General features: G+C 67.7%; 24 protein-coding genes. 13 read left to right on the top strand and 11 right to left on the bottom strand.

Features of this window, described 5'->3' with window-relative positions:
- Window positions 1-64: 64 nt before the first annotated feature.
- Window positions 65-814, top strand: coding sequence for a Crp/Fnr family transcriptional regulator (locus KW836_RS11680; RefSeq protein WP_175138490.1), 750 nt, complete (start codon window positions 65-67; stop codon window positions 812-814).
- On the opposite strand, the gene KW836_RS11675 is transcribed toward KW836_RS11680, so the two are convergent.
- On the bottom strand, window positions 811-1,650 hold the full coding sequence (locus KW836_RS11675; protein WP_218343408.1) for an SUMF1/EgtB/PvdO family nonheme iron enzyme: 840 nt from the start codon (window positions 1,648-1,650) through the stop codon (window positions 811-813). The genes KW836_RS11680 and KW836_RS11675 overlap by 4 nt on opposite strands.
- A 111-nt stretch (window positions 1,651-1,761) precedes the next feature.
- A complete protein-coding gene (locus KW836_RS11670) occupies window positions 1,762-4,047 on the bottom strand; it encodes a nitric-oxide reductase large subunit (RefSeq protein ID WP_218343407.1) in 2,286 nt (761 codons plus the stop codon).
- 255 nt (window positions 4,048-4,302) lie between these two features.
- On the opposite strand from KW836_RS11670, the gene KW836_RS11665 reads away from it, so the two are divergent.
- The gene (locus KW836_RS11665) at window positions 4,303-5,010 is read left to right on the top strand and encodes an aspartate/glutamate racemase family protein (protein WP_218343406.1); all 708 of its coding nucleotides are present in this window, start codon (window positions 4,303-4,305) and stop codon (window positions 5,008-5,010) included.
- Between the two features lie 34 nt (window positions 5,011-5,044).
- Here KW836_RS11665 and KW836_RS11660 read toward each other — a convergent pair whose 3' ends face one another.
- Window positions 5,045-5,755: a Crp/Fnr family transcriptional regulator gene (locus KW836_RS11660; protein ID WP_175124084.1), complete on the bottom strand. Its 711-nt coding sequence runs from the start codon at window positions 5,753-5,755 to the stop codon at window positions 5,045-5,047.
- A gap of 160 nt (window positions 5,756-5,915) precedes the next feature.
- Here KW836_RS11660 and KW836_RS11655 point away from each other — a divergent pair, with 160 nt between their 5' ends.
- The gene (locus KW836_RS11655) at window positions 5,916-7,571 is read left to right on the top strand and encodes an acyl-CoA synthetase (protein WP_175138493.1); all 1,656 of its coding nucleotides are present in this window, start codon (window positions 5,916-5,918) and stop codon (window positions 7,569-7,571) included.
- A gap of 35 nt (window positions 7,572-7,606) precedes the next feature.
- Window positions 7,607-9,376 carry an acyl-CoA dehydrogenase gene (locus tag KW836_RS11650; RefSeq protein WP_218343405.1) on the top strand — a complete coding sequence of 590 codons (1,770 nt, stop codon included), beginning with the start codon at window positions 7,607-7,609 and terminating at the stop codon, window positions 9,374-9,376.
- Between the two features lie 33 nt (window positions 9,377-9,409).
- Here the strand turns inward: KW836_RS11650 and KW836_RS11645 are convergent, their stop codons facing one another.
- A complete protein-coding gene (locus KW836_RS11645) occupies window positions 9,410-10,306 on the bottom strand; it encodes a LysR substrate-binding domain-containing protein (RefSeq protein WP_218343404.1) in 897 nt (298 codons plus the stop codon).
- 125 nt (window positions 10,307-10,431) lie between these two features.
- Between KW836_RS11645 and KW836_RS11640 the strand changes: the two genes are divergently transcribed.
- From KW836_RS11640 to KW836_RS11615, 6 genes are all read left to right on the top strand, one after another.
- Entirely contained in the window at window positions 10,432-11,181 is a 750-nt protein-coding gene (locus KW836_RS11640) for an SDR family NAD(P)-dependent oxidoreductase (RefSeq protein ID WP_218343403.1), read from the top strand.
- Between the two features lie 35 nt (window positions 11,182-11,216).
- On the top strand, window positions 11,217-12,206 hold the full coding sequence (locus tag KW836_RS11635; protein ID WP_175138497.1) for a TRAP transporter substrate-binding protein: 990 nt from the start codon (window positions 11,217-11,219) through the stop codon (window positions 12,204-12,206).
- 74 nt (window positions 12,207-12,280) lie between these two features.
- Complete coding sequence (locus KW836_RS11630; protein ID WP_218343402.1) at window positions 12,281-12,811, top strand: TRAP transporter small permease; 531 nt, start codon at window positions 12,281-12,283, stop codon at window positions 12,809-12,811.
- 13 nt (window positions 12,812-12,824) lie between these two features.
- Window positions 12,825-14,084 (top strand): TRAP transporter large permease, encoded by a 1,260-nt coding sequence (locus KW836_RS11625; RefSeq protein ID WP_218343401.1) that lies wholly within the window; start codon window positions 12,825-12,827, stop codon window positions 14,082-14,084.
- Window positions 14,085-14,112: 28 nt separating this feature from the next.
- A complete protein-coding gene (locus KW836_RS11620) occupies window positions 14,113-14,976 on the top strand; it encodes a transketolase (protein WP_175185046.1) in 864 nt (287 codons plus the stop codon).
- Complete coding sequence (locus KW836_RS11615; RefSeq protein WP_218343400.1) at window positions 14,973-15,983, top strand: transketolase family protein; 1,011 nt, start codon at window positions 14,973-14,975, stop codon at window positions 15,981-15,983. Before KW836_RS11620 ends, KW836_RS11615 begins: the two co-directional genes overlap by 4 nt.
- Before the next feature lie 24 nt (window positions 15,984-16,007).
- Here the strand turns inward: KW836_RS11615 and KW836_RS11610 are convergent, their stop codons facing one another.
- Entirely contained in the window at window positions 16,008-17,255 is a 1,248-nt protein-coding gene (locus KW836_RS11610; protein WP_255595401.1) for an MFS transporter, read from the bottom strand.
- 92 nt (window positions 17,256-17,347) lie between these two features.
- On the opposite strand from KW836_RS11610, the gene KW836_RS11605 reads away from it, so the two are divergent.
- Complete coding sequence (locus KW836_RS11605) at window positions 17,348-17,800, top strand: helix-turn-helix domain-containing protein (protein ID WP_218343399.1); 453 nt, start codon at window positions 17,348-17,350, stop codon at window positions 17,798-17,800.
- Between the two features lie 2 nt (window positions 17,801-17,802).
- Here the strand turns inward: KW836_RS11605 and KW836_RS11600 are convergent, their stop codons facing one another.
- The 4 genes from KW836_RS11600 to KW836_RS11585 form a co-directional block, all read right to left on the bottom strand.
- Window positions 17,803-18,753, bottom strand: a complete 951-nt coding sequence (locus tag KW836_RS11600; RefSeq protein ID WP_175124073.1) for a pyridoxamine 5'-phosphate oxidase family protein — start codon at window positions 18,751-18,753, stop codon at window positions 17,803-17,805.
- A 29-nt stretch (window positions 18,754-18,782) separates the two neighbouring features.
- Window positions 18,783-19,436 (bottom strand): glutathione S-transferase family protein, encoded by a 654-nt coding sequence (locus tag KW836_RS11595; RefSeq protein ID WP_218343398.1) that lies wholly within the window; start codon window positions 19,434-19,436, stop codon window positions 18,783-18,785.
- 105 nt (window positions 19,437-19,541) lie between these two features.
- The gene (locus KW836_RS11590) at window positions 19,542-20,447 is read right to left on the bottom strand and encodes a LysR family transcriptional regulator (RefSeq protein WP_239213880.1); all 906 of its coding nucleotides are present in this window, start codon (window positions 20,445-20,447) and stop codon (window positions 19,542-19,544) included.
- Window positions 20,444-21,361, bottom strand: coding sequence for a LysR substrate-binding domain-containing protein (locus KW836_RS11585; protein ID WP_218343397.1), 918 nt, complete (start codon window positions 21,359-21,361; stop codon window positions 20,444-20,446). The genes KW836_RS11590 and KW836_RS11585 overlap by 4 nt, the downstream gene beginning before the upstream one ends.
- 104 nt (window positions 21,362-21,465) lie before the next feature.
- On the opposite strand from KW836_RS11585, the gene KW836_RS11580 reads away from it, so the two are divergent.
- On the top strand, window positions 21,466-22,809 hold the full coding sequence (locus KW836_RS11580; protein WP_218343396.1) for an MFS transporter: 1,344 nt from the start codon (window positions 21,466-21,468) through the stop codon (window positions 22,807-22,809).
- On the opposite strand, the gene KW836_RS11575 is transcribed toward KW836_RS11580, so the two are convergent.
- Window positions 22,766-23,650 (bottom strand): LysR substrate-binding domain-containing protein, encoded by an 885-nt coding sequence (locus tag KW836_RS11575; RefSeq protein ID WP_218343395.1) that lies wholly within the window; start codon window positions 23,648-23,650, stop codon window positions 22,766-22,768. The genes KW836_RS11580 and KW836_RS11575 overlap by 44 nt on opposite strands.
- 116 nt (window positions 23,651-23,766) lie before the next feature.
- On the opposite strand from KW836_RS11575, the gene KW836_RS11570 reads away from it, so the two are divergent.
- Complete coding sequence (locus KW836_RS11570; RefSeq protein ID WP_218343394.1) at window positions 23,767-24,441, top strand: flavodoxin family protein; 675 nt, start codon at window positions 23,767-23,769, stop codon at window positions 24,439-24,441.
- On the opposite strand, the gene KW836_RS11565 is transcribed toward KW836_RS11570, so the two are convergent.
- Window positions 24,381-25,202, bottom strand: coding sequence for an AraC family transcriptional regulator (locus tag KW836_RS11565; protein WP_218343393.1), 822 nt, complete (start codon window positions 25,200-25,202; stop codon window positions 24,381-24,383). The genes KW836_RS11570 and KW836_RS11565 overlap by 61 nt on opposite strands.
- Window positions 25,203-25,218 lie beyond the last annotated feature (16 nt).

Here is a 25,218-nt window from a genome sequence, read left to right as displayed (position 1 = left end):
GGGTGACCCCCAGGTGTCACCATCGACGCGTGGAAAATTTCACCACGCCCATAAGCGGACCGCCATGCCATCGCCCTTATGCCATGCCTTGCTGCGCAACCTGGACCTGTTCAGGCCGTTGTCCGATACGCAGCTTGATGCCGCACTGAAAGACGCCGTTCCATGCCGTCTTGAAGCCGGCGAAGCCGCCTACCGCCAGGGTGCGGAAGGCGCCCATTTCTTCGTGCTGCTGCACGGCTGCCTGAAGGTCACACAAATTACATCGGAAGGCGACCAAGTTGTCGTGAGATATGTCAATCCGGGCGATATGTTTGGCCTGGCTTGCGCCATGCGGCAGTCCTGTTACCCGGCCAGCGTGCTGGCCGTGCAGGAAAGCGTCTGCCTGGCGTGGCCCGCAGAAGCCTGGGAAAGCTTCATGGCCAGCCATCCGCAATTGGGTGCGATCGCGCTGCAGACCATGGGGCAACGCCTGCAGGACGCGCACATCCGCATCCAGGAATTGTCCACCGACGAAGTCGAGCAACGCGTCGCGCGCGCCATCCTGCGGCTGGTCCAGCAATCCGGCCAGCCCACGCACGACGGCATCGGCATCAGCTTTCCCATCACGCGCCAGGACGTGGCCGAGATGACCGGCACCACGCTGCATACGGTCAGCCGCCTGCTCAGCGACTGGAAGCAGCGCGGCATCGTCAGCAGCGGCCGCAAGCGCATCGTGCTGCGGTCGCCCGCGGCGCTGACCCGGCTGTCCGAAAACGCGCAGCCCGCCATGGACTGCGCGTCGTGCCTGTCGTGCCGCAGCGGCTCGCCGGCCTAGCCCTCTTCGAGCACCAGCCGCACCCCCAGGTTGGCGGGCGGCACGCCGACTGAACAGGCGCCGCTCTTGGGGTCGCGGATGAAATCCGGCAGATACGCGATGTGCCGCCCCGCCGCGACGCGGATGCCGCAGTTGCGGCTGAGGTCGGCGTCTTCCGGCGACTCCGCCCCCGTTCCCGCGTCGAGCACACGGCGTGAGTGACAGTCCGAAGTCCAATCCCACACGCTGCCCGCCATGTCCTTGACGCCCGCCGCGTTGGCGCCGTAATGGCCGAACGGCCGCACCGCGGTTTCGGCGCCCTGCCCGCTGCGGCGGCTTTCCTGTTCGTATTCAGCCAGCCAGCGCTGCGCGGGGTCGTCGGGATCCTGGTTGGTGTCCTGCAAGGCCGCGGGCGGCGTTTCTTCGCGATACGCCTCGCCCGCCGCATAGATCCATTCCGCGTAACGCGGCAAGCGATAGCGCTGACCCGTCGACCCGGACAACCACGCCGCGTAGGCCGAGGCGTCCGACCAGCTGATGCCCGTGGCGGGCAGATCCGGAGAATTGTCCTTGCGGTGTTCCGCGTCCAACGGTTTGCAGGCGCCGGCGGACACGCACGCCGCGTATTCCGCCTGGCTGACTTGACGCGTCATGATGGCGACACCGCGTGAATGCCGCGTGGTGACCGGCGCGGGCGTGACGGGATAACCGTTACGCAGGGCATCACCCGGCGGCTGATGGGTGACCTCGCCGGGCGGCAGCCGCGTCAGTTCCGGCAATGCAAAGCGGGCCCGGTCTGCGGGCCCGCAAGCGGTCAACAATATTGAAAGGGCGGCGGCGATCGGCAGGAAGCGCATGCGGAGTTTCTCCGAAGCGCCCGCGCCGAACCGGCGCAGGCTTGGCTTCCATTGGACCGGGAGGCCGCCTTCGCAACGTTGCGCTGGCGCAAAGTCGCGAAGGCGCCGGGATCAGCCGCGCGCGGCCTTGGGCGTGAGCCGCGGCTCGACCAGCGCAGGCTTGCTGCTGAGCAGGCCCAGGATCACCTGCATCACCATCGCCAGCGCGCCCAGCAGGAACACCACGTCGCCGAACGTGCGGCCCCAGCGCAGGGTCTTGAGCAGGTCCTGCTGCATGAAGGCTTCGCTGCGGGCGTACCACATGCCTTCGCTGACGCTGGCATGGAACTGGATCAGGCCCACCGGCAACAAGCTGGTGAAGATCATCAGCACGAGGCCGATGTTCATGCCCCAGAACGCCAGCTTCATGAGGCCCGGGTTCAACGCATACTGCGGACGGATGTAGCGCAGCACCAGCAGCGTGAAACCCAGCGCCAGGAAGCCGTACACCCCGAACAGCGCGGCGTGCGCGTGCACCGGCGTGGTGTTCAGACCCTGGATGTAATACAGCGAGATCGGCGGGTTGATCATGAAGCCGAAGACGCCAGCGCCCAGCATGTTCCAGAACGCCACGGCCACAAAGCACATCAGCGGCCACTTCAGGTTGTCCATCCACGCGGCGCGGGTCTTCAGGCGCCAGTTTTCCCAGGCTTCGTAGCCCAGCACGATCAGCGGCACGACTTCCAGCGCCGAGAAGCTTGCGCCGACGGCCATCACGGGCGTGGTGGTGCCCGCGAAGTACAGGTGGTGGAACGTGCCGGGAATGCCGCCCAGCATGAAGAGCGAGGCCGAGGCCAGGCTGGCGGTGGTGGCCATGCGGCGCGACACCAGACCGAGGGTGGAGAAGATGAAGGCCAGCGCCGTGGTGGCGAACACTTCGAAGAAGCCTTCGACCCACAGGTGGACGATCCACCAGCGCCAGTACTCCATGATGGTCAGGTGCGTGCGTTCGCCGTAGAAGAAGCCGGCGCCGTAAAAGAGACCAATGGCGCCGACGGAGGCCGTCAGCAGCGCCAGCAGGTTCTTGTCGCCGCCCGGCGTGCGCAGCGCGGGCACGATGCCGCGCAGCATCAGCACCAGCCAGAAGCAGATGCCGGCAAACTTGCCGATCTGCCACAGACGGCCCAGGTCGACGTATTCATAGCCTTGGTGACCCAGCCAGAAATTCAGGTCGGGCGGCATGATCTGCGCAATGGCCAGGTAGTTGCCGGCGAACGAGCCGACCACGACCAGCACCAGCGCCCAGAACAGAATGTCGACGCCGACCTTCTGGAACTTGGGATCGCGTCCGCCGTTGATCAGCGGGGCCAGGAACAGGCCGGCGGCCAGGAAGCCGGTTGCGATCCAGAACAGGGCGCTCTGGATGTGCCAGGTGCGCACCAGCGAATACGGGAACCACTGCGAGACGTCGATGCCATAGAACTTCTGCCCTTCAACGGTGTAGTGCGCGGTGAAACCGCCCAGCAGCACCTGAAAGCCGAACAGCGCCACGACCAGGAACAAATACTTGCCCAGGGCGCGCTGCGAGGGCGTCAGGGCAAAGGCGGTGAGCGGATCGCGCGCGGGCGCTTGCGGCTCTTCTTCTTCCTGGCCACGCATGAAGGCCCAGGCCCAGACCAGGAAGCCGATGCCCGCCAGCAGCACAACCACACTGATGATGGACCACATGACGTTTTCGGCGCTGGGCTGGTTGCCGATCAGCGGCTCGTGCGGCCAGTTGTTGGTATAGGTGACCGACATGCCTTCGCGTTCGGTGGCTGCCGCCCAGGCCGTCCAGAAGAAGAAATGCGTCAGCTGCGTGCGGCGCTTGGCGTCGGGCAGCGTGTTTTCCTTCATGGCGAAGCTCTCGCGGCTGCCTTGCAGAGCGGGCGCATCGGAGAACAGCTGCTCGTAGTAAGCGGCCGTCTGTTCGATGGCCTTCGCGCGGCGCGGCGTGATGGTCAGCGTGTCGGTGGCTGCGTCGCTGCGATTGGCGCGGTATTCGGCCTTGAGCGCTTCGCGCAGCGCGGCCTGCTGCGGCGCGGGCAGTTGGGCGTAGGCCTGGCCGTGCTCGTCGCGCGCGGCCAGGTCCAGCCAGGCGGTCAGTTCGCGATGCAGCCAGTCGGCCGTCCAGTCAGGCGCCTGGTACGCGCCGTGGCCCCAGATCGAGCCAAGCTGCATGCCGCCGACGGATTGCCAGGCGGTCTGCCCGTCCAGGATGTCTTCGCGGCCGAACAGCGCGCGGCCATCGGACGTCACCACCTGCCCGGGAATGGGCGGCGCCTGGCGGTAGACCTCGCCGCCGTAGAAGCCTAGCAGCGCAAATGTGATCGCCACCACGGCGATCAACGTGAACCATAATTTCCGATACGGACCCATGATGGGAACGCCCTCCTGTATTGCGGTTGGTTGGGTACGTGTCCTCATGCGAAATCCGTGCCAGAAAAAAACCACGCCGAATCAACAGCTTGGATTCGGCGTGGTGTTTTTTACTGTTGGCCGGACGGGTATTAATCACCGCCACAGGGTGAATTTAACCCTGCAATACCCTAACGGCCGCCCCCCCTACAATCGATCACGCCCGACCTGTTCCCTGCCGTCCGGCTACCGGGCCCTGAAAAAGGAATCGACTGGATGAACGCCACGCCGCTGCACATCGGCATCGTCGCCTGCTCCGCCGAGGGCGCCGCGCTCTGCTACCGCACCTTGTGCGCCGAAGGCGCGCAACGCATGGGCCCGCACGCCCATCCCGAGATTTCGCTACACACCCATTCGCTGGCGGATTACGTCGCCTGCCTGGACGCCCGCGACCTAGACGGCGTTGCCGCCCTGATGTTGTCGTCGGCGAACAAGCTGGCCCGCGCCGGCGCGGATTTCCTGATCTGCCCGGACAACACCATCCACCAGGCGATGGACCGCGTCGTGGCGGACTCGCCGCGGCCGTGGCTGCACATCGCGCAGGAGGTCGCCGCCGTGGCGGCGGCGCGCGATTACCGGCGGATCGGCATCCTGGGCACGCACTGGCTGGTGGACGGCGACGTCTACCCCGCGGCCTTGGCGGCACGTGCCCTGGACTACGCGCGGCCGCCGCAGGACGACCGCCTGCTGCTAGGCCGCATCATCATGGACGAGCTGGTCTACGGTGTGATCAAGCCCGCGTCGGTGGCGCAGTTGCAAGGCATCGTCGAACGCCTGAGAGACGACGGCTGCGACGCGGTCGTGCTGGGCTGCACCGAACTGCCGCTGGTGCTGAACGACGGCAATTGCGCCCTGCCCACGCTCGACTCGACCCGCCTGCTGGCGCGCGCCGCGCTGGGCCGTGCGCTGGCCCCCCGCCTTTGACGTTGCGCGGAGCGGCACGGCGCCCTGATTTTCGTCAGAGCTGATCCAGCCCGTACTGCCGCAACCGGCCCAGATCCAGCACCTTGATCTGGTTGTACGCCAGCGCCAACATTCCCTGGTCGGCCAGCGTCTGCAACGCCTGGTTGACCCGCTGGCGCGACAGGCCGGTCAGATATCCCAATTCTTCCTGCGATATGGCCAAGGTCAGGTCGGTGGACGGATACAGCTGCGGATTGAAGAGCTGCGCCAGCGATTGCGCCACGCGCGCGTCGGCATCGAGCAAACGGTGGTTCTGGATGGACGCGATGAACTCGCCCATGCGGTCATTCAACTGGCCAATGACAAAGTGCGAAAACGGCAGGCTCGCCGACAGCAGCGCATGGAAGGTTGCGGCGGGCACCAGCATCACCAGCGACGGCTGGATGGCGACCACGTCGTACTTGCGCAGCTCGCGCTTGATGACGCTGCCCTCTCCGAACCAGCCGCCCGGCGGCACACCGGAAAACGTGCAACTGCGGCCGGACTCGTTGTAGATCGCCAGCTTGAGCAGCCCGCGGCTCACCCCCAGCCAGTAGTCCGACGGCGCATTACGCCGCGCAATCCACGCCCCGCTGCCGACGAGTTCCGCGCGCGAGGTCGCCAGCACCAGGTCCTGGTGCCGTGCCTCCAGCGCACCGAACCACGGACAGGCCCGGAACAGCGCCGGCAGTTCGTCGGGGGAAACTGTGTTTGAAACATCGGACATGGGAAGAACCGTGTAAAACTTGGGGATTGCGCCGCCGGCCGGGCGTCTGTCATGCAGGCGACAGACGCCATTTTCCGGCCGGCCATAAGCTAGGGCAAGCGACGGGAATCAAACCCCGCAGACCTGGATAAGGGGCCACCCTGCCCCATTGGAGACAAGCATGACCGGCATGTTCGATCACGGCCTCGCGCGCCGCGAAGCCAATCACGAAGCCCTGACCCCGGTGGATTTCATCGCCCGCGCGGCGCAGGTCTATGGCCAGAAGCTGGCCGTCGTCCACGGCAAGATCCGCCGCACCTGGGCGCAAACGTATGAACGCGCCCAGCGCCTGGCCGGCGCGCTGGCGCAGGCGGGCATCCAGCGCGGTGACACGGTTGCCGTCATGCTGCCGAACATCCCCGCCATGGTGGAAGCGCACTTCGGCGTGCCCATGCTGGGCGCCGTGCTGAACACGTTGAACACGCGGCTGGACGCGCCCAGCGTGTTGTTCATGCTGGGCCACGGCGAGGCCCGCGCGCTCATCATCGACACCGAATACGCCGACGTCGCGCAGCGCGCCCGCGCCGAATTCCCGCACCTGAAAATCATCTCGGTGCACGACCTGGAAGGCGCCGCCGCCACGTTGCCGGGCGCCGCCGACTACGAAGATTTCCTGGCCGCCGCGCCCGCCACCTTCGACTGGAAGCCGCCCGCGGACGAATGGGACGCCATCGCGCTGAACTACACGTCCGGCACCACGGGCGACCCGAAGGGCGTGGTCTATCACTACCGCGGCGCCTACCTGAACGCGGTCAGCAACATCCTCGAATGGGACATGCCCAAGCATCCCGTCTACCTGTGGACGCTGCCGCTCTTTCATTGCAACGGCTGGTGCTTCGCCTGGACCATCGCGGCGCGTGCGGGCGTGAACGTGTGCCTGCGCAAGTTCGATCCCAAGACGGTGTTCGACCTGATCCGCGACGAAGGCGTCACCCACTACTGCGGCGCGCCCATCGTGCAGAGCGCGCTGGCCAACGCGCCGGCCGAGCTGCGCGCGGGCATCACGCACACAGTGCGCACCATGGTGGCGGGCGCCGCGCCCGCGCCAGCCGTCATCGACAAGATGCGGGAGATCGGCTTTGAGCTGACCCACGTGTATGGCCTGACCGAAGTCTACGGACCGGCCGCCGTCTGCGCGCACCAGGACGCCTGGGACGCGCTGGACCCCGAGCGCCGCGCGCTGCTGACCGCGCGCCAGGGCGTGCGCTATCACCTGCAGGCCGGCGTGTCGGTGCGCAACCCGGAAACGATGGCCGAAGTGCCGCGCGATGAGGAAACCATCGGCGAGGTCATGTTCCGCGGCAACATCTGCATGAAGGGTTACCTGAAGAACGCGCGCGCGACCGAGGACGCCTTTGCAGGCGGCTGGTTCCACACCGGCGACCTGGGCGTGATGACGGCCGACGGCTATGTCCGCATCAAGGACCGCAGCAAAGACATCATCATCTCGGGCGGCGAGAACATCTCCAGCATCGAAGTCGAGGACGCGCTGTACCGGCATCCCGCCGTGGCGGCGGTAGCCGTGGTGGCCATGCCCGATCCCAAATGGGGCGAAACGCCCTGCGCCTTCGTCGAGCTCAAGCCCGGCTGCACCGCCACCGCCGAAGAGATCATCGCGCACTGCAAGCTGCTGTTGTCCGGCTTCAAGGTGCCGCGCGCGGTACGCTTCGGTGACCTGCCCAAGACTTCCACCGGCAAGATCCAGAAATTCGAGCTGCGCGCCGCGGTCGGCGCCACGTCGGCGATCGACGTGGCCGACCCCGGCAAGCCGGCCTGATCCGCTTAACCCATAAAACCAGGAGCGCCTACGCCATGACGTACCAAGCCCCCGTGAAAGACATGCTGTTCGTGTTGAACCATCTGGCCGGTCTGCAGCAGGTGGCCGCCCTGCCCGGTTTCGAGGAGGCCACGCCCGACACCGCGCAAGCCGTGCTGGAAGAATCCGCCCACTTCGCCGCCGAAGTCCTGGCGCCGTTGAACCACCCGGCGGACAAGGCGCCCAGCACCTGGCAGGACGGCGCGGTGACCACCGCCCCCGGCTTCAAGCAGGCCTTCCGCCAATATGCAGACGCCGGTTGGCAGGGCCTGTCCCACCCTGCCGAATACGGCGGCCAGGGGCTGCCCGGCCTGATCGGCTCGCCGTGCTCTGAAATGCTGAACGCCGCGAACCTGTCGTTCGCGCTGTGCCCGCTGCTGACCAACGGCGCCATCGAAGCCCTGATGACGGCTGGCTCGCCCGAGCTGCGCGAGCGCTTCATCGGCCCCATGATCTCCGGCCGATGGACCGGCACCATGAACCTGACCGAGCCGCAGGCCGGCTCGGACCTTGCCATGGTCCGCACGCGCGCCCAGCCGGTGGGCGACGGCACCTACCGCCTGTCCGGCACCAAGATCTTCATCACCTATGGCGAGCACGACCTTGCCGAGAACATCCTGCATCTGGTGCTGGCCCGCCTGCCTGATGCGCCCGAGGGCGTGAAGGGCATTTCGCTCTTTTTGGTGCCCAAGTTCCTGGTCAATGACGACGGCTCGCTGGGCGCGCGCAACGATGTGACCTGCGTGTCCATCGAGCACAAGCTGGGCATCAAGGCCAGCCCCACCTGCACGCTGCAGTTCGGCGACGCCGGCGGCGCGCTGGGTTACCTGGTCGGCCAGGAAAACCGCGGCCTGGACGCCATGTTCATCATGATGAACGCCGCCCGCTACGCGGTGGGCGTACAGGGCATCGCCATCGCCGACCGCGCCTACCAGCACGCGCTGGCCTATGCCGCCGAGCGCGTGCAGAGCCGCCCGGTGGACGGCTCGTCGCGCGACGCCGTGCCCATCATCCAGCACCCGGACGTGCGCCGCATGCTGGGCACGATGCGCGCCCTGACCGAAGCGGGCCGCGCGCTGGCCTACGTGACCGCCAGCCATGCCGACCTGGCCCACGCCAGTCCCGACGCCGACACGCGCAAGCGCCACCTGGCGATCCAGGAATACCTGGTGCCGATCGTCAAGGGCTGGTGCACCGAGATGTCGATCGATGTCGCGAGCCTGGGCGTGCAGGTCCATGGCGGCATGGGCTTCATCGAAGAGACCGGCGCCGCGCAGTTCTACCGCGACGCCCGCATCCTGACCATCTACGAAGGCACGACCGCCATCCAGGCCAACGACCTCGTTGGCCGCAAGACGCTGCGCGACGGCGGCGCCGTGGCGCGCGCGCTGCTGGACGCGGTGCGCCAGACCGAGGCCGACCTTCAGGCCCGCACCGAGCCGGCCGCCGGCCGCATGCTCAAGCCGCTGCGCGAGGCCCGCGAAGCGCTGGCCAGCGCGGTCGAGTTCATTCTTGCCAACGCGGCCGGCAATCCCAATGCGGTCTTTGGCGCCGCGGTGCCTTACCTGCTGCTGGCGGGCACGACGTTCGCCGGCTGGCAGATGGCCCGCGCCCTGCTTGCCAGCCTGGACCTGCAGGATGAAGACCCGGACTTCCACAACGCCAAGATCGCCACCGCGCAAGCCTTTGCGCTGCACAAGCTGACGCAGGCGCCGGGCCTGGCGGCGGTCGTGCTGGGCACAGCCGAGTACGACGTGCAGCCGTGACGCATTGCCCCGGCCTGCTCGCGCGGGCCGGGCTCAGCGGGTGATCGTCGTCGCGGCCGCCTCGGCGTGGATCCAGGCAAGAAAAGCCTCCACGGACGGACGCTTGGCGTGCCGCGCCGGGTAGACGGCAAAGTGCGCCTTCACCGCAATGGCCTTGGCCATTCCAAATACCGGCTGCAGGCTGCCCTGCGCCAGATGCATGCCGGCAATGGTGGCGCTTTCCAGCGCCACGCCCAATCCCTGCGCCGCCGCGTCCAGCGACATCTGCGCGCGGTCGAAGCGGATCGTGAAGTGATCCGGCGCACGCCGCTCCGAATAGCGGCCGAACCAGTCGGACCACTGAATGACGCTGACGTTGCTCTGGATCAGCGGCACGTCCAGCAACTGGTCGATGCGCTTGATGCCGTGTTCGCGAATGAACGCCGCGCTGGCCAGCGGCAGTATCCGTTCTTCGAACAGCGGCTCCACCACCACATCATCCCAATGCGGTACGCCGTAGCGGATGTCGATGTCCGACTGCCCCAGCGCGAAATCACTGTGCGAATGCGCGGCCGACAGGTTCAGCGCCACGTGCGGATGCGCCTCGGCAAACCGCCGCAGCCGCGGCATCAGCCACAAGCTGGCGATGCTGGGCGCGGAGTGCACATACAGGCTGTTGCTGACGCCCTGGCGCAGGTCTTCGGTGGCCGATGAGATCGCCGCAAGCGCCCCGCCGATTCGCACCAGATATTGTTCGCCCGCGCTGCTCAGCCGCACCCCGTGTGCACTGCGCTCGAACAGGCGCACGCCCAGGTCCGATTCCAGCCGCGAAATCTGGTGGCTGACCGCCGACGCAGTCAGGTGCAATTCGGTAGCGGCGATGGCAAAGCTGCGGCGGCGCGCCACGGCTTCGAACGCCAGCAGGTTGACGATGGGCGGCAGCGCAGGCATGGGGTTGTCCCTGACTTCAGATGACGATCCGTCATCTTAGACTGATGACACATCGTTTGTCTTAATGCTAGACGGCCTCCAGAATGGTCCGCATCGATTCCATAACAAGGACAGGAGGAAGACAGATGTTGCTCAAGGACAAGGTGGCCGTGATTTCCGGCGGCGCAGGAATCAACGGACTGGGATTTGCCACCGCCCGCCAGATGGCTGCGCACGGCGCGCGCGTGGTGATCCTGGACCTGGAACGCGCCGAGCCCGCCCGCGCCGCCGCCCGGCTGGGCGACGGTCATCTGGGGCTGGTAGCGGACGTGACCGACAAGACGGCCTGCATCGCGGCCATCGAACAGGCCGTCAAGACGTTCGGCAGGATCGACATCCTGGTGAACAACGCCGGCATTACGCAGCCGGTCAAGACGCTGGAGATCACCGGCGCGGACTACGACCGCATCCTGGACGTGAGCCTGCGCGGCACGCTCTACCTGTCGCAGGCCGTCCTGCCCGCCATGCAGGCGCAACGTTCGGGGTCCATCGTCTGCATCTCGTCGGTATCGGCCCAACGCGGCGGCGGCATCTTTGGCGGACCGCACTATTCCGCCGCGAAGGCAGGCGTGCTGGGCCTGGCGCGGGCCATGGCGCGCGAGTTCGGCGGCGACGGCATCCGGATCAACTGCATCACACCCGGGCTGATCGAAACCGACATCACGCAAGGCAAGCTGTCCGCCGAGCGCAAGGCCGACATCGAAGGCACCATCCCGCTGGCACGCCTGGGCCGGGCGGACGACGTGGCGGGCGCGTGCGTGTTCCTGGCGAGCGACCTGTCGGCGTACTGCACGGGCATCACGCTGGACGTCAACGGAGGCATGTTGATTCACTGATCCGCAGCACCCCACAAAAAATTGGAGGAGACATCATGAAAAGCAGAAAAATGCTTCAGGCGGGCCTGGTCCTGGCCGCCGCCACCCTGCTGCCGCTGGCGGCGCAGGCGCAAAACCTCAAGCTGACGCTGGGCCACGGCGCAGCCGTCGGCAATCCCCGCCACGACGCCTCGGTGAAGTTTGCCGAGGTGCTGAAGGCAAAGACAGGCGGGCGCATCGAAGTCCAGGTCGCGCCGTCCGCGCAGTTGGGCGACGACGCCGCCATGGTCACTGCGCTGCGCACGGGCGCCCTGGACATGAGCGCCAACTCCCAGGGCGCCGTCGCCGCCGCCGTGCCGGAGTACGCCGCCTTCGGCATGCCATTCCTGTTCCCGGACGCCAGCGCGGCATTCAAGCTGCTGGACGGGCCGCTGGGCAAGGAGCTGGCCGAAAAATCGGCCGCCAAGAACCTGATCCTGCTGGGCACCTGGGACAACGGCATCCGCCAGATGACCAACAGCAAGCATCCCATCAACAAGGTCGAGGACATGAAGGGCCTGAAGATGCGGGTGCCGCCCGACGCGACGCTGGTCGACATCATGAACGCCCTGGGCGCGCAGGCGCAGCAGATCAAGTTCGCGGAACTGTATGTGGCGTTGCAGCAGGGCGTGGTGGACGGCCAGGAGAATCCGCTGGTGAACTTCGAGGCCAGCAAGCTGTACGAAGTGCAGAAGCACCTGGCGATGACCAATCACCAGTTCCAGATGACGCCGTTCCTGATGAGCAAGCGCACCTGGGACCGGCTGAGCGACGCCGACCGCAAGGCCGTGCGTGAAGCCGCCGACGAAGCGTCGGCCTTTCAGCGCAAGCTGAGCCGGGACGCCGACACGCGGCTGCTGGCCGATCTGAAAGCCAAGGGCGTGCAGGTCACGACGCCGGACACCGCCGCATTCGCCAAGGCCACCGCGCCGGTCGACGAAAAATGGCTGGCCGGTCCCATCGGCCCGTACGTGAAGAAGGTTCTGGCCGCGGCGCGCGGCAACTGATATGTCCTTTCGGCCGCCCCGTCCCGTCCCTCGCGACGGCACGGCGGCGGACCGGCCACAAGGCAGGAGACAACATGAATACCGATCGACACGGACTGGTCGGCAAGGTCATCGACGGCATATGCCGCGTGATCCTGTGGCTGTCCACCACGGTGATCTTCGTGATCCTCGTCGTCAACACCGCACTGCGATACGCAACCGGTTCAAGCCTGGAATGGGCCAACGAGATCCCCGAACTGCTTTTTCCCTGGCTCGTCATGTCAGGGGTCGTGCTGGCCGCGCTGCACAACGCGCATATCGCCACCACGTTCCTGATGGACGCCTTGCCGGCTCATGCCCGCCGCGTGGTCGCGGCCGTGGCCTGGAGCGTGGTCGCCGTCCTGTACGCCACGCTGTCCTGGGCAACGTTCAACATGATCGAGATCGTCCACGACGAAAAATCCCCCATCCTGCAAATGCCCGGCTCGCTCACCTACGGGTGCGTGATGGGCGGCATGCTGCTGCTCGCCGTGCTGGCGGGGCAGTCGGCGTGGCAGAGCTGGCATTGCCGCGACGCCGCGGCGCAGCCCGACGGCGAGCCGCAGGCGCCCGCCGTGCACTGGTGACGGGAGAACAGCCATGAGTGCATTGATTCTGATCGTTTTCATGGGCGCCGCCGTCGCGGCCATGCCCATCGCCCACGCCTTGCTCGTCGCCGCCATGGCGGCCGTCGCCAGCACGGACCGCGTGCCGCTGGATGTGGTGGTCCAGCAGATGGTCTCGCAGGTGCAGAGTTTTCCCCTGATCGCCATTCCGTTCTTCATGCTGACCGGGTCGCTGATGATGGGCGGCAAGCTCGGCGAAGCGCTGGTGGGCGTGCTGTCCGCGCTGATCGGCCGCTATCACGGCGGACCCGCGCAGGTTGGCGTGCTGTCGTCCACGCTGTTCGGCGGCGTGTCGGGCTCGGCGGTGGCGGATGCGTCGGCCATCGGCTCGCTGATGATTCCGTGGCATAAGCGGCTGGGCTACCCGGCCGCCTTCTCGGCCGCCACGCTGGCCGCCGCCGCCACCATCGACATCCTGATTCCGCCGTCGATCCCGCTGATCCTGTTTGCCCTTGCCGCCAATGCGTCGATCGCGTCGCTGTTCGTTGCGGGGATTCTGCCCGGCCTGCTGCTGTGCGGCGGCTTCATGCTGGCCTGCTGGTGGGTGGGCCGCCGCCGCAACTTTCCCCGCGACACGTCGCCCTTCAACGGCGCTGCGTTCCGCCGGCACCTGTTGTATGCCTTGCCCGCCGTCGTTCTGCCGCTGCTGATCATCGTGTTCCTGCGGTTCGGCATTGCCACGCCGACCGAGGTCGCGGTCCTGTCCACGTTCTACGCGGGCCTGGTGTCGGCCGTGATGTACCGCGATCTGTCGTGGTCGCGGCTCAATGCCGCCATCGTCCACGCGGGGCTGGCGACCGGCGTGGTCCTGCTGGTGATCATGGCGTCCTCGGCCATCGGCTGGCTGCTGACCTTCGACCAGACGCCGCAGGGCATCGCGCATTGGGTCCAGGAAAACGTCCACGCCAAATGGCTGGTCATCCTGCTGATGAACCTGATGATGCTGTTTCTGGGCATGTTCATCGACCTGCCCGCCGCCGTGCTGCTGCTGGCGCCGGTGTTCGTGCCGCTGGCGCAGAGCATCGGCATGGACATGACGCAGTTGGGCGTGATGATGGTCGTGAACCTGGCCATCGGCCTGTACACGCCACCCGTCGGCACCACGCTTTTCATCACCAGTGCATTGGCCAAAGTGAAGGTCGGCCAGACCGTGCGCGAGCTGGCGCCCTTCTATCTGGTCGCCTTTGCGGTGCTGGGACTGGTGTCCTACGTGCCCGCCAGCATCCTGAAATGAACCCCACACCATGAATAGGGAGCTTCGAATGGAGCAGTCCAAATCTTTGAGCGACCTGGCGTCCGCCGCCTGGCGCATCCGCCGCTACGCGGTCCGCATGGGCGAAGTCCAGGGCCAGGGCTACATCGGCCAGGCGCTCGGCTGGGCCGACGTGCTGGCCGTCGCCTACCGCCACGCCATGAACGTGCAGCCGGGCGACGCGCAATGGGAAGGCCGCGACCGCTTTCTCCTGTCGCATGGCCACTACGCCATTGCCCACTACGCGGCGCTGATCGAGGCCGGCGTCATCCCGGAGAGCGAACTCGACACCTATGGCAGCGACGACAGCCGCCTGCCCATGTCCGGCATGGCGACTTACACGCCGGGCATGGAGATCTCGGGCGGATCGCTGGGCCAGGGTCTGTCCATCGGCGTCGGCATCGCGCTGGGGCTCAAGCACAAGCGCAATCCGGCCTTCGTCTACAACTCCATGTCGGACGGCGAACTGGACGAGGGTTCGACCTGGGAAGCGGCAATGGGCGCCGCACACCACGAACTGGACAACCTCATCTGCCTGGTCGACATCAACAACCAGCAGGCGGACGGCCCGTCGGGCAAGGTGATGGGATTCGAGCCGCTGGCTGACAAGTGGGCGGCCTTTGGCTGGCACGTGCAGCGCGTGGACGGCAACGACCTGCCCGCCGTCGTGCAGGCGTTCGATACCGCGCGCGCGCTGCCCGACGCCAAGCCGCGCGTCATCCTGTTCGATACCCGGATGGGCAAGGGCATCCCGTTTCTTGAGCAACGCGAGAAAAACCACTTCATCCGCGTCGACCCGCCGGAATGGCAACAGGCGCTCGACATCCTGGACCAGAACCGCCCCACCCCCACGACCGAAGGAGCCTGGTCATGAGCAGCGCCAGCACCCAGCAAAAGCCCCGCCTCACCACGTCCGCGATGATCGCGTCGATTGCCTCGGAGGGGCAGCGCGTCCGCGCGGCGCCCTTCGGCAAGGCGCTGGTCGCGTACGCGGAATCGCGTCCGGACGTCGTGGGCCTGACGGCCGACCTGGCCAAATACACCGACCTGCACCTGTTTGCGCAGGCGTATCCCGAGCGCTTCTACCAGATGGGCATGGCCGAACAGCTGCTGATGGGCGCGGCGGGCGGCATGGCCAAGGAAGGCCTGGTGCCGTTCGCCACGACTTATGCGGTGTTCGGCACGCGGCGCGCCTACGATTTCATCCATCAGGTCATTGCCGAGGAAAACCTCAACGTCAAGATCTGCTGCGCGCTGCCCGGGCTGACGACCGGCTACGGCCCCAGCCACCAGGCCACCGAAGACCTGGCGATGATGCGCGGCATTCCGGGCCTGACCATCGTCGATCCGTGCGACGCGCTGGACATCGAACAGGCCGTGCCGCAGCTCGCCGAGCACCAGGGCCCGGTGTACATGCGCCTGCTGCGCGGCCAGGTGCCGCTGGTGCTGGACGAGATCGAGGGCTACCGGTTCGAGCTGGGCAAGGCAAAGATGCTGCGCGAAGGCAGCGACGTGCTCATCATTGCCAGCGGCATCATGACGATGCGCGCGCTGGAGGCCGCCGAGGACCTGGCGCGCGACAACATCGGCGTGGCGGTGATGCACAGCCCGACCATCAAGCCGCTGGACGAAGCCAGCCTGGTCGAGGCGGTGCGCTACAAGCACCGGCTGGTGGTCGTGGCCGAGAACCATTCGGTGATCGGCGGACTGGGCGAAGCGGTGGCCAGCGCATTGCTGCGGCACCGCGTGCAGCCGGCCGGGTTCCAGCTGGCCGGGCTGCCGGACGCGTTCCTGGATGCCGGCGCCCTGCCCACCCTGCATGACCGCTACGGCATCAGCCGCGAAGCGCTGGCCGGCCGCATCAAGCGCTGGCTGGCGTGATCGGAAAACGGCGGGCGCGCGCGGCTAGATGCGCGCCCGTCCGTCAGCGGGACACACCGCGCGCGCCCCGCGCGGCACCGTCGCCGCCCAGAACCCCAACGCCGCCACGCTGATGCCCGCGCCCAGCACACACACGCCCAGCCAGCCCGCGCGGGCGTACACGGCGGTCGCGGCAATCGACCCCAGGCCGCTGCCCACCGCGTAGAACATCATGTAGCCGGCCACCAGCCGGCTGTGCGCCTGCGCGCTGATGCTGAAGATCATCGCCTGATTGGTCACGTGCAGCGCCTGTAGCGCCAGGTCCAGCGCCAGCACGCCCAGCGCCAGCAGCCACAGGCTGTGGTCCAGCAAGGCGATCGGCGCCCACGCCATGCACAGCAGCGCCAGGCCGATGGCGGTGGTGCGCTGGCCATGCCCGGCGTCGGCCTGACGGCCGGCGCGCGCCGCCATCAGCACGCCCACCACCCCGACCAGTCCGAACGCCCCCACCGCCGTGTGCGACAGCGAATGCGGCGGCGCGCTCAGCGGCAGCACCAGCGCGGTCCAGAACGCGCTGAATGCGGCGAACATCAACAGCGCGATCATGCCGCGCACGCGCAGCACGCGTTCCGTGACCAGCAACGTGAAGACGGAACGCAGCAGCCCGCCGTAGCCCAGCCCGGCCACCGGCAGCTGCCGCCGCGGCAGCCAGCGGACCAGCACCAGCGCCAGCACCGCCGACAGAATGGCCGACGCCACATACACCGCGCGCCAGCCCCACAAGTCCGCCAGCGCGCCGGCCAAGGTGCGCGCCAGCAACAGGCCGATGACCACCCCGCCCTGCGCCGCGCCTACGACACGTCCGCGCTCAGCCGGCGCCGCCAGCGCCGCGGACAGCGCAAGCAGGCCCTGCGTCATCGCCGTGCCCAGCAATCCCAACGCCACCATTCCAGCCAGCAGCCACGGCGCGTTCGCAGACGCCGCCACCGCGGCCAAGGCCAGCACCAGAAGTCCCAACTGCCCCAGCATCAGCCGCCGCCGATCCAGCAGGTCGCCCAGCGGCACCACGAAGAACAGCGCCAGCGCGCAGCCCAGTTGGGTGGCGGTGATAACGATGCCCACGGCCGCCTGGTCCAGGCGGAATTCGCGGCCGATGGCGTCGAGCAACGGCTGCGCGTAATACACGTTGGCGACGCTGAGCGCGCACGCCGCTGCCAGCAGGAAAACCAGCGCGGGCGGCATCGAGGGGGTCGCATCGCCTTCGGGCGGGTCGGATCGGGCGGTCGGGTTCATGATTAATCTGGTTTTATTACAAAACCAGAATGCTAGACCTCCAGGTTTTATAATGCAACCAACTTCGTTCTGAAAAACCGCAAGGAGCCCGCATGGTCAAACGCACCAGCCTTGAAGGCGCCGCCTGCCCGGTCGCGCGCTCGCTCGACGCCATCGGCGACTGGTGGTCACTGCTTATCGTGAGGGATGCCTTTGACGGCCTGCGCCGGTTTGGCGAATTCCAGAAAAGCCTGGGCATGGCCAAGAACATCCTGAGCGACCGGCTGCGCACGCTGGTCGCGCACGGCATTCTTGCTGTCGCGCCGGCGTCCGACGGCAGCGCCTACCAGGAATACGTGCTCACGGATAAAGGCAAGGCGCTGTTTCCGGTGATCGTCGGACTGCGCCAGTGGGGCGAGGACCACTACTACGGCCCCGATGAGGCGCATTCCACCCTGATCGACCGCCAGCGCGGGCAGCCGGTGCAACGGATGGAGATCCGCGCGCAGGACGGCCGCCTGCTGCACCCCGACGACACTGTCGTGCGCAAGGTGGCGGACGCCTGAGACTAGGCGGCTGCCGGCCACCGCCCGGTCGCCAGTGCAGTGGGCGACCACGCATCGAAGCGCCAGCGCAGGGCCAGCGCACCCGGCCGGCGGACCACGCGGCGCACGTGCACGCGCCACAAACGTTCGGCGCCCTCGAACACGGCGATTTCGGGGCTGTCCAGAATCACCTCGGCGCGCCCCGTCAGCTGCAGCAGGTCGCCACGTTCAAAGTCGATGAACAGCAGACCGGCAACGGGATTCGCGGCCAGGTTGCCCAGGGTGTTGAAAAAGCGGTTGCCGGAAAAGTCCGGAATGGTCAGCACGTCGCCATCCACCCGCACGAAGCCGGGCTTGCCGCCCCGGTGCGACACATCGACGGCGTGCCCGGCATAACTGGCGACAAAGAAGGTGTCGGACGCCGAGATCAGCGCGCGCGCCGCGTCATCCAGTCCGGCGCGCTCCGGCAATGCGGCGGCAAAGCGCATCGACGGCGAGCGCGAGAAGAAGAAGTCGCGCGACTGGATGTACTGCGGACAATTGCCGAATGATTGCGCCACCGCCACGTCGAAGCGCTTGCCATCCCAGGCGGCGATGCGGCCGTTCATGCGGTTGCGCCGGCGCGTGTGCAGCTCGATGCCCAGCAAGCCGACGGGCTGGCCCAATCCCAACCCGGCGCGCAGCGGGTCGTCCTCGTCCGGCATGGCCGCGATGCGCAGCGTATGCGGGTCCGGCGACACGGCAAAGCCCGGCTGCCCTTCCAGAATGCCGGCCCACGGGTCGCCCTGCGGGTCCACGGCGCCGGCCACCACGAACGGCAACTGCGCGAAGAATTCGCGATGCTGATCCGGCATGTAGTCGCGGATGACCTTGCGGCCCACCATGTCCATGCGCGCGGCCACGCCGGCGTGCTCCTGCAAGTGCAGTTCGCCCGCATGCCAGGGAGACGGTGCGGTGTGTTCGGGCAGATTCATGACGGTGTCCTTGCAGTGTGCGCGGGTCTTCAGGCGGCCAGCAGGCCCACGGGCGACGACGCCATGGGAACGAACCGCGGCAGGTTTTCGATGCGCGTGAGCCACGCACGGATGCGCGGGTAATCGGCCAGCGACACGTTGCCTTCGGGCGCATGCGCCACATAGGCGTAGCAGGCGACGTCGGCGATGGTCGGCGCACTGCCGGCCAGGAACTCGCGGTGCGTGAGTTCTCCCTCCATCACCCCAAGCAGCGCATGGGCCCGCGCCAGCGTGGCGTCCACATCGAGCGGCGCGCCGAACAGCGTCACCAGCCGCGCCGACGCGGGCCCGCCGGCCAGCGGCCCCGATGCCACCGACAGCCAGCGCTGCACGGCGGCCGCGCCAACCGGATCGTCCGGCAGCCAGGCGCGGCCGCCGTATTGCTTGGCCAGGTACACCAGGATGGCGGTCGAGTCGGCCACCACGACGCCGTTGTCGTCAATGACGGGCACCTGGCCGAAGGCATTGAGCGCCAGGAAATCAGGCCGCTTTTGTTCGCGCTGTCGCAGGTCGACGTCAATGCGTTCGTGCGCGACATCCAGCAGTGACAGCATCAGCGCGACCCGATGCGCGTGGCCGGACAGCGGGAAACTGTAGAACTTCAGCGGAGCGGCAGCCTGCGCCGGGACGGGGTTGGTTTGCATCGGGGATCTCCCTGGTGGATTCGAGACTCCATGTTGGGACCCGCGACGCAAATCCGGAACGGCCGGCGCCGGCAAGACACTCTTGCGGTAAATGAAATAAACCCGTCAGGCGGGCAGCGCCGCCAGATCCGCGCGTAGCGCATCCACGCAGAAATCCACAAAGCTGCGCACCTTGGCCGAGCTTTTGCGCCCTTCCGGATACACCAGATGCACGGGCACGGGCGGCATCTCGAAGCCGCGCAGCACCACCTGCAAGGCGCCGCTGGCCAGGTGCGGCGCCACCTGATAGGACATTACCTGCGTCAGGCCCCAGCCTTCGCGCGCGGCCGCCACCGCCGCCTGGAACGACGTCACGGTCAACTGCGATTGCAGGTTCAGGCGCACGGTCTGGCCGGCCTGCGCAAAACGCCACTGCGGCGCGCGTCCTTCCATGGCAGCCGTGATGGTGCAGAAGCGATGCAGCGACTCGGGGTCGGCCGGCTCGCCATGGTCGCGCAGAAAGCCGGGCGCGGCGCACACCACGCGGCGGACGTGTCCCACGGGCACCGCCGTCAACGAGGAATCGGGCAGTGCGCCGATCCGCACGGCGACATCGATGTCTTCGTCCACCAGATTGACGACGCGATCCACCAGCAGCGCCCGCACCGACACCTGGCGATGGGCGCGCAAGTATCCCAGCACTGCCGGCATCACATGCAGCTCGCCAAACAGCGCGGGCGCGGTGATCGCCAGCGCGCCGCGCGGCACCGCCATAGCACCGGCGGCGGCGTCGTCGGCGCGTTCAACGTCTTCCAGGATGCGGCGGCAATCGGCGGCATAGCGCTGGCCGGCTTCGGTCAGGCGCAGACTGCGCGTGGTGCGCACCAGCAGCAAGGCACCCAGACGACGTTCCAGCGCCGCCACGCTGCGCGTGACGGTGGGCGCGGACATTTCCAGGCGCCGGGCCCCACCGGAAAAACTGCCCGCGTCCGCCACGGCCAGGAATACCGTCATTTCATGAAATTGGTTCACAGCGAGGCCCGCTCCTGAAAACGCGTGGCCGCCAACGCGGCGACGCTGTCATTGACGCATTGCACCAGGATTTCGTCCAGCGCGGCGCAGACCGGATCGGGCTGCGCCTGCGCGCGGTACAGCGACAACGCGATGACCGGCAAGTCGGGCAACCCGTGTTCGCCCGGCTTCATCACGCGAACGGTGGACGGCAGGCCAAGGGGCGTGCGCACGGCCACTCCCAGACCCGCGGAGACTGCCGCCCACAGGCCGGAAAGACTTGGACTGGTGAAGGCGGCCAGCCAGGCAATGCCGGCGCGGTCCAGCGCGTCGGTGGCGCAGCCGCGGAACAGGCAGGGCGACTCGAAGGCCGCCAGCGGCAGCGCGCCGTCCGCATCCGGCACCGGCGCGGGGTGCGCGGGCCCGATCCAGCACATGGGCAGCTCGGCCAGCCGCTGTGCCTGCGGCTGGCGGGCGTCGTGGTCCCAGGCCAGCGCCAAATCAAGCTGGCCCAGCGCCACGCGTTCCAGAAGGTCCGTGTTGCGGGCGACGCGCGCTTCGATCCGGACCTTGGGATGGGCGCGCGCAAAGCGGCCGAGCACGCGCGGCAGCAGCATGTCGGCAAAGTCCTCTTGCAGGCCGAGACGCACGCGGCCGTGCAATTGCGTGCCGCGCACGGCGCGCGCGGCCTGGTCGTTCAGGTCGAGCAGCCGGCGGGCGTAGGCCAGCATGGTCTCGCCGGCATCGGTCAGCGCCAAGCCCCGCCCGTCCTTGCGCAGCAGCGGCACGCCGGCCTGCTCTTCCAGCTTTTTCAGCTGCGCGCTGACGGCCGACGTCGACCGGCCCAGGCGATCGGCCGCCCGCCCGAAGCTGCCCAGGTCGACGCCCGCGACGAAGCTGCGCAGCACCTCCAGGTCGAACGTGCTTGGTCTCATTCGATAATCCCGATTTTCAAAAGCATTGGTGCAAAACTTCCTGATTTTCAGAAGCATGCTAGGCGCGCACACTGGCGCCGTCAACGTTTCTGCAGGCGCCTGCCATGTCCGATCGCCCTACCTTTGTCCGCCCACCTCACCGCTGGAAGGTGCTGGCCGTGGGCGTCGCCGCCAACACCGCGTTTTCCGCCGTCGCGGCCGGCCTGCCTACCACCGCTGTCTTCATGCGGGCTGGCTACCGGCTCGACATCGATCAATTGGCGCTGGCGCTGGGCTTGTTGGGGTTGGGCGTGGCGCTCTTTGAGCTGCCTTGGGGATTGCTGACCGATTGGTGGGGCGACCGTCCCGTGCTGCTCGGCGGTTTAGGCTCGACCGCGGCAGCGCTGGCCTGGATGAGCGGCTGGGTAGCGCCGGTGGACGGCTTCGTGCCCAGCCTCTGGTTGCTGGCCGTGGGGCTGGTGCTGGTCGGCATGCTGGGCGGCAGCGTCAATGGCGCCAGCGGCCGCGCCGTGATGGCGTGGTTCGACGACGGCGAGCGCGGACTGGCAATGAGCATCCGCCAGACCGCCGTGCCGCTGGGCGGCGGCCTGGGCGCACTGCTGTTGCCTTGGCTGGCAGCCAATGCCGGGTTCGGGGCGGTGTTTGGCGTGCTGGCGGTGATGTGCGGCACGGCCGCGTTGCTTGCGGCGTGCTGGCTGCGGGAGCCTGGCGACCGGGGTGTGGCCGCTTTGCCGGCTGTGCCGCCTATGCCTGGCGAGCCGAAAGTTTCATATGCGCCCGCGCCAGCTCGCCCTTCCACCAGCAGCCCCATGACCGACACCCGCGTTTGGCGCGCGGCGTTCGCCATCGGCATCATGTGCGGCCCGCAATTCGCAGTGCTGACCTTTGCCGCTGTCTTTCTGCACGATGCCCTGCATGCGTGGATCGGCGTGCTCACGGCGGTGATGGTGGCCGTTCAACTGGGCGCCATGGCCGCGCGCATCGCGAGCGGACGATGGACCGATCGCCGCGGCAACCGGCGCGCGTACCTGCGCGGCTGCGCGCTGCTGAGCTTTGCGTTGTACGCGGCGCTGGCAGGCGCGGCATGGGCGGCGGGCGCCAGCCCCAACGGATGGCAGGTATTCGCCCTGGCCGTGCTGCTGGCCGCCGCCGGCATTTGCGCGTCGGCCTGGCATGGCGTCGCCTACACCGAACTTGCCACGCTGGCGGGCGCCTCGCGCGCGGGCACGGCGCTCGGCATGGCCAACACCTGCGTCTATATGGTGCTGTTTGCCACGCCGCTGGCTATCGCGCATATCGTCGCCGCGAGCTCGTGGCCCGTCGCCTGGCTGATCGCGGGATCCTGCATGCTGGCCGCGCTTCCGCTGCTGCCGCGCGCCGCCGCGCGTCCGGCCACGGATGCCGCTACGCGCGGAATTCCTTGCGCAGCCACGACAGGAAAGCCTTGACCGGCGGGTGGCGTTCGCGCCCCGGCGCGCACAGCGCCGTGTAGGCCGCCCCCGCGACGCGTATCTCCGGCCGGTAGGGAACCAGCGTTCCCGCGGCCACGCTGTCCGACACCATGACCGAACTGGCCAGCACCAGGCCTTGGCCCGCAATGGCGGCCTGCAGCGCGTAGTGTTCCTCGGTGTAGGCATGTTCGGCCGCAGGCCGCCGCCAGGCAGGCAAGCCGGCGGCCGCGCACCATGCCTGCCAGCCTTCGTCATACAGTTCCGAATCGCGCCAGCGCACCGTCACCAGCGCGGGCGCACGGCGGCCGGCGCCCGCGATCTGCGCGGGCGCCCCATACACTCCGAACCACTCGGGCAGCGTGCAGGCCGCGTGCAAGCCGGGATAGCGCCGGCGGCTGTAGCGGATGGCGACGTCCACGCTGGCGTCCTGCAACAGGTCCACGGGGTCGGGCGACGTGTCCAGGCGCAATTGGTACTGCGGATAGGCCTCGTGAAAGCGCCCCAGCCGCGGCACCAGCCACAAAGCGGCAAAGGAATGCGTCGTGGACACGGTCAGCGCACCGGACTCGGGCGCGGGCCGCAAGGCGTCCAGCGTCTGCGCGACATCCAGCAACGCGCCATGTACGCCGGCAAACAGACGCGCCCCCTTGTCGGTCAGCCGCACGCCGCGCGGCACGCGCTCGAACAGCGCGCAGCCCACATGCCGCTCCAGTGCCTTGACCTGATGCGACACCGCGGTGGGCGTGACCGACAGCTCGGCCGCGGCCAGCTTGAAACTGCGCAACCGCGCCGCGGCCTCGAACGTACGCAGCGCTGTGACGGGAAGCGTGGCAAACATCACTGGAATCCTGGGATGAATTGCGTTCATCTTAGTGAAGGAATGATCAGTTGTCGCTTCATGCTTGATGAGGCCACCATTCGGCTTCAGATCGTTATCTTTGACAGGAGCCAGGCATGAATTCAACTCATCGAGTCAAACGCTTGTTGATCTTGGTCGGCAGTCCCCGCCGCGATGGCAATAGCGCCGCGCTGGCCGCATCCGCCCGCCAGGGCGCGGAAATGGCCGGCACGTTGGCGTCGGTGCATTTCCTGGACGACTACATCCAGGGCCTGCTGCCGGACTTGCGCCACGCCAAGCCGCCCGCCGACCGTTACGCCGAACTCTTCCTTGAACACTTCCTGCCCGCCGATGGCGTGCTGTTCTGCACGCCCATCTACTGGTATGGCATGTCCGCGCAGACCAAGGCGTTCTTCGACCGGTCATTCAGCCATTACGCGGGATCCGGGCCAGAGCCGGAACGCGTCAAGGCCGGCATGGCCGGCAAGCGGCTGGGGTTGGCGGTGGCCTCGGAAGAAACCTATCCCGGCGCGGCGCTGGGCATCGTGCATCAGGTGCAGGAATATGCGCGGTATACGCATTCGGATTTCGTGGGCTACGTGCATGGCGCCGGCAACCGGCGCGGCGAGGTGGCGCTCGATCCCCGGCGGCCGCTTGCCGCGGCGCAGGCGCTGGGCGCGGAATTCTTCACGCGTAAATACTCGGACTACCGGCTTGAGACGCCCCGCAGTCACAACGTGTGGGAGCCGCCCGCGCCGGCCTTGAGCAGCACGCCCGGCGGGCTGCCGTAGACCTGCTTGAACACCCGCGTCAGATGCGCCTGGTCGGCAAACCCGACGGCCTGTGCCGCATCGGCCAACGGCAGGCCGCCGCGCAGAAGCACCCGGGCGCACGCCACCCGCCAATTGCGAAGCCACGCCTGAGGCGGCAATCCGTAGCGCCGGGCGAACTGTTTGACGAGCGTCGTGCGATGGCGGTTTTGCGCTTGCGCCAAGGCGTCCAGGTCGGGTGCGCAGGCGGGATCCGCCGCCATGCGCTCGCGCAGCAAGGCGCATACGTCGGCGAGGCCGGCGGCCGGCGCAGCACCACCCTCCGCCGCCTCTCCATGCGCGGCCAGCGTCCCGAACAGGGCCGCCGAAATGCGTGCGCTGCGCTCAGCCGGCGCGATCTCGCCGGGCGCCAGCGCGTCCAGCCATTGCGTGCAAAGCGCGGCATCCGCGATCACCGGCCCCGCCAGCCGCGCACCATGTGCGTGCAACGTCCGTTCATGGTCCCGGAACCACGCGGGATCGATGTAGACCATCCGATAGGCGAGCGCCCCCGCCGCTGTGCCGCCGGTATGCACCTGCCCGGGCGCGATGACCACCAGCTCGCCCGCGCTGGCGGCATGGGCCACGCCCTGCACGGTGAAATCGCAGCGGCCGTGTTCAATGGCGCCGATGGACCAGGCGTCGTGGAAATGCGGCGCGTAGCGATACGCGCGCAGATCCGCGATCAATACGTCGCCGGGCAGTCCCGCGCCGCAATGCCAGATATGTTGAGAAACCGCCATGAATTGCCAGCCATTC

The organism is Achromobacter sp. ACM05, from assembly GCF_019218915.1.
GTDB classification, from domain to species: domain Bacteria; phylum Pseudomonadota; class Gammaproteobacteria; order Burkholderiales; family Burkholderiaceae_B; genus Achromobacter; species Achromobacter animicus.
The sequence above is the reverse complement of the archived record's forward strand: the minus strand, read 5'-3'. Positions and strand labels throughout refer to the sequence as shown.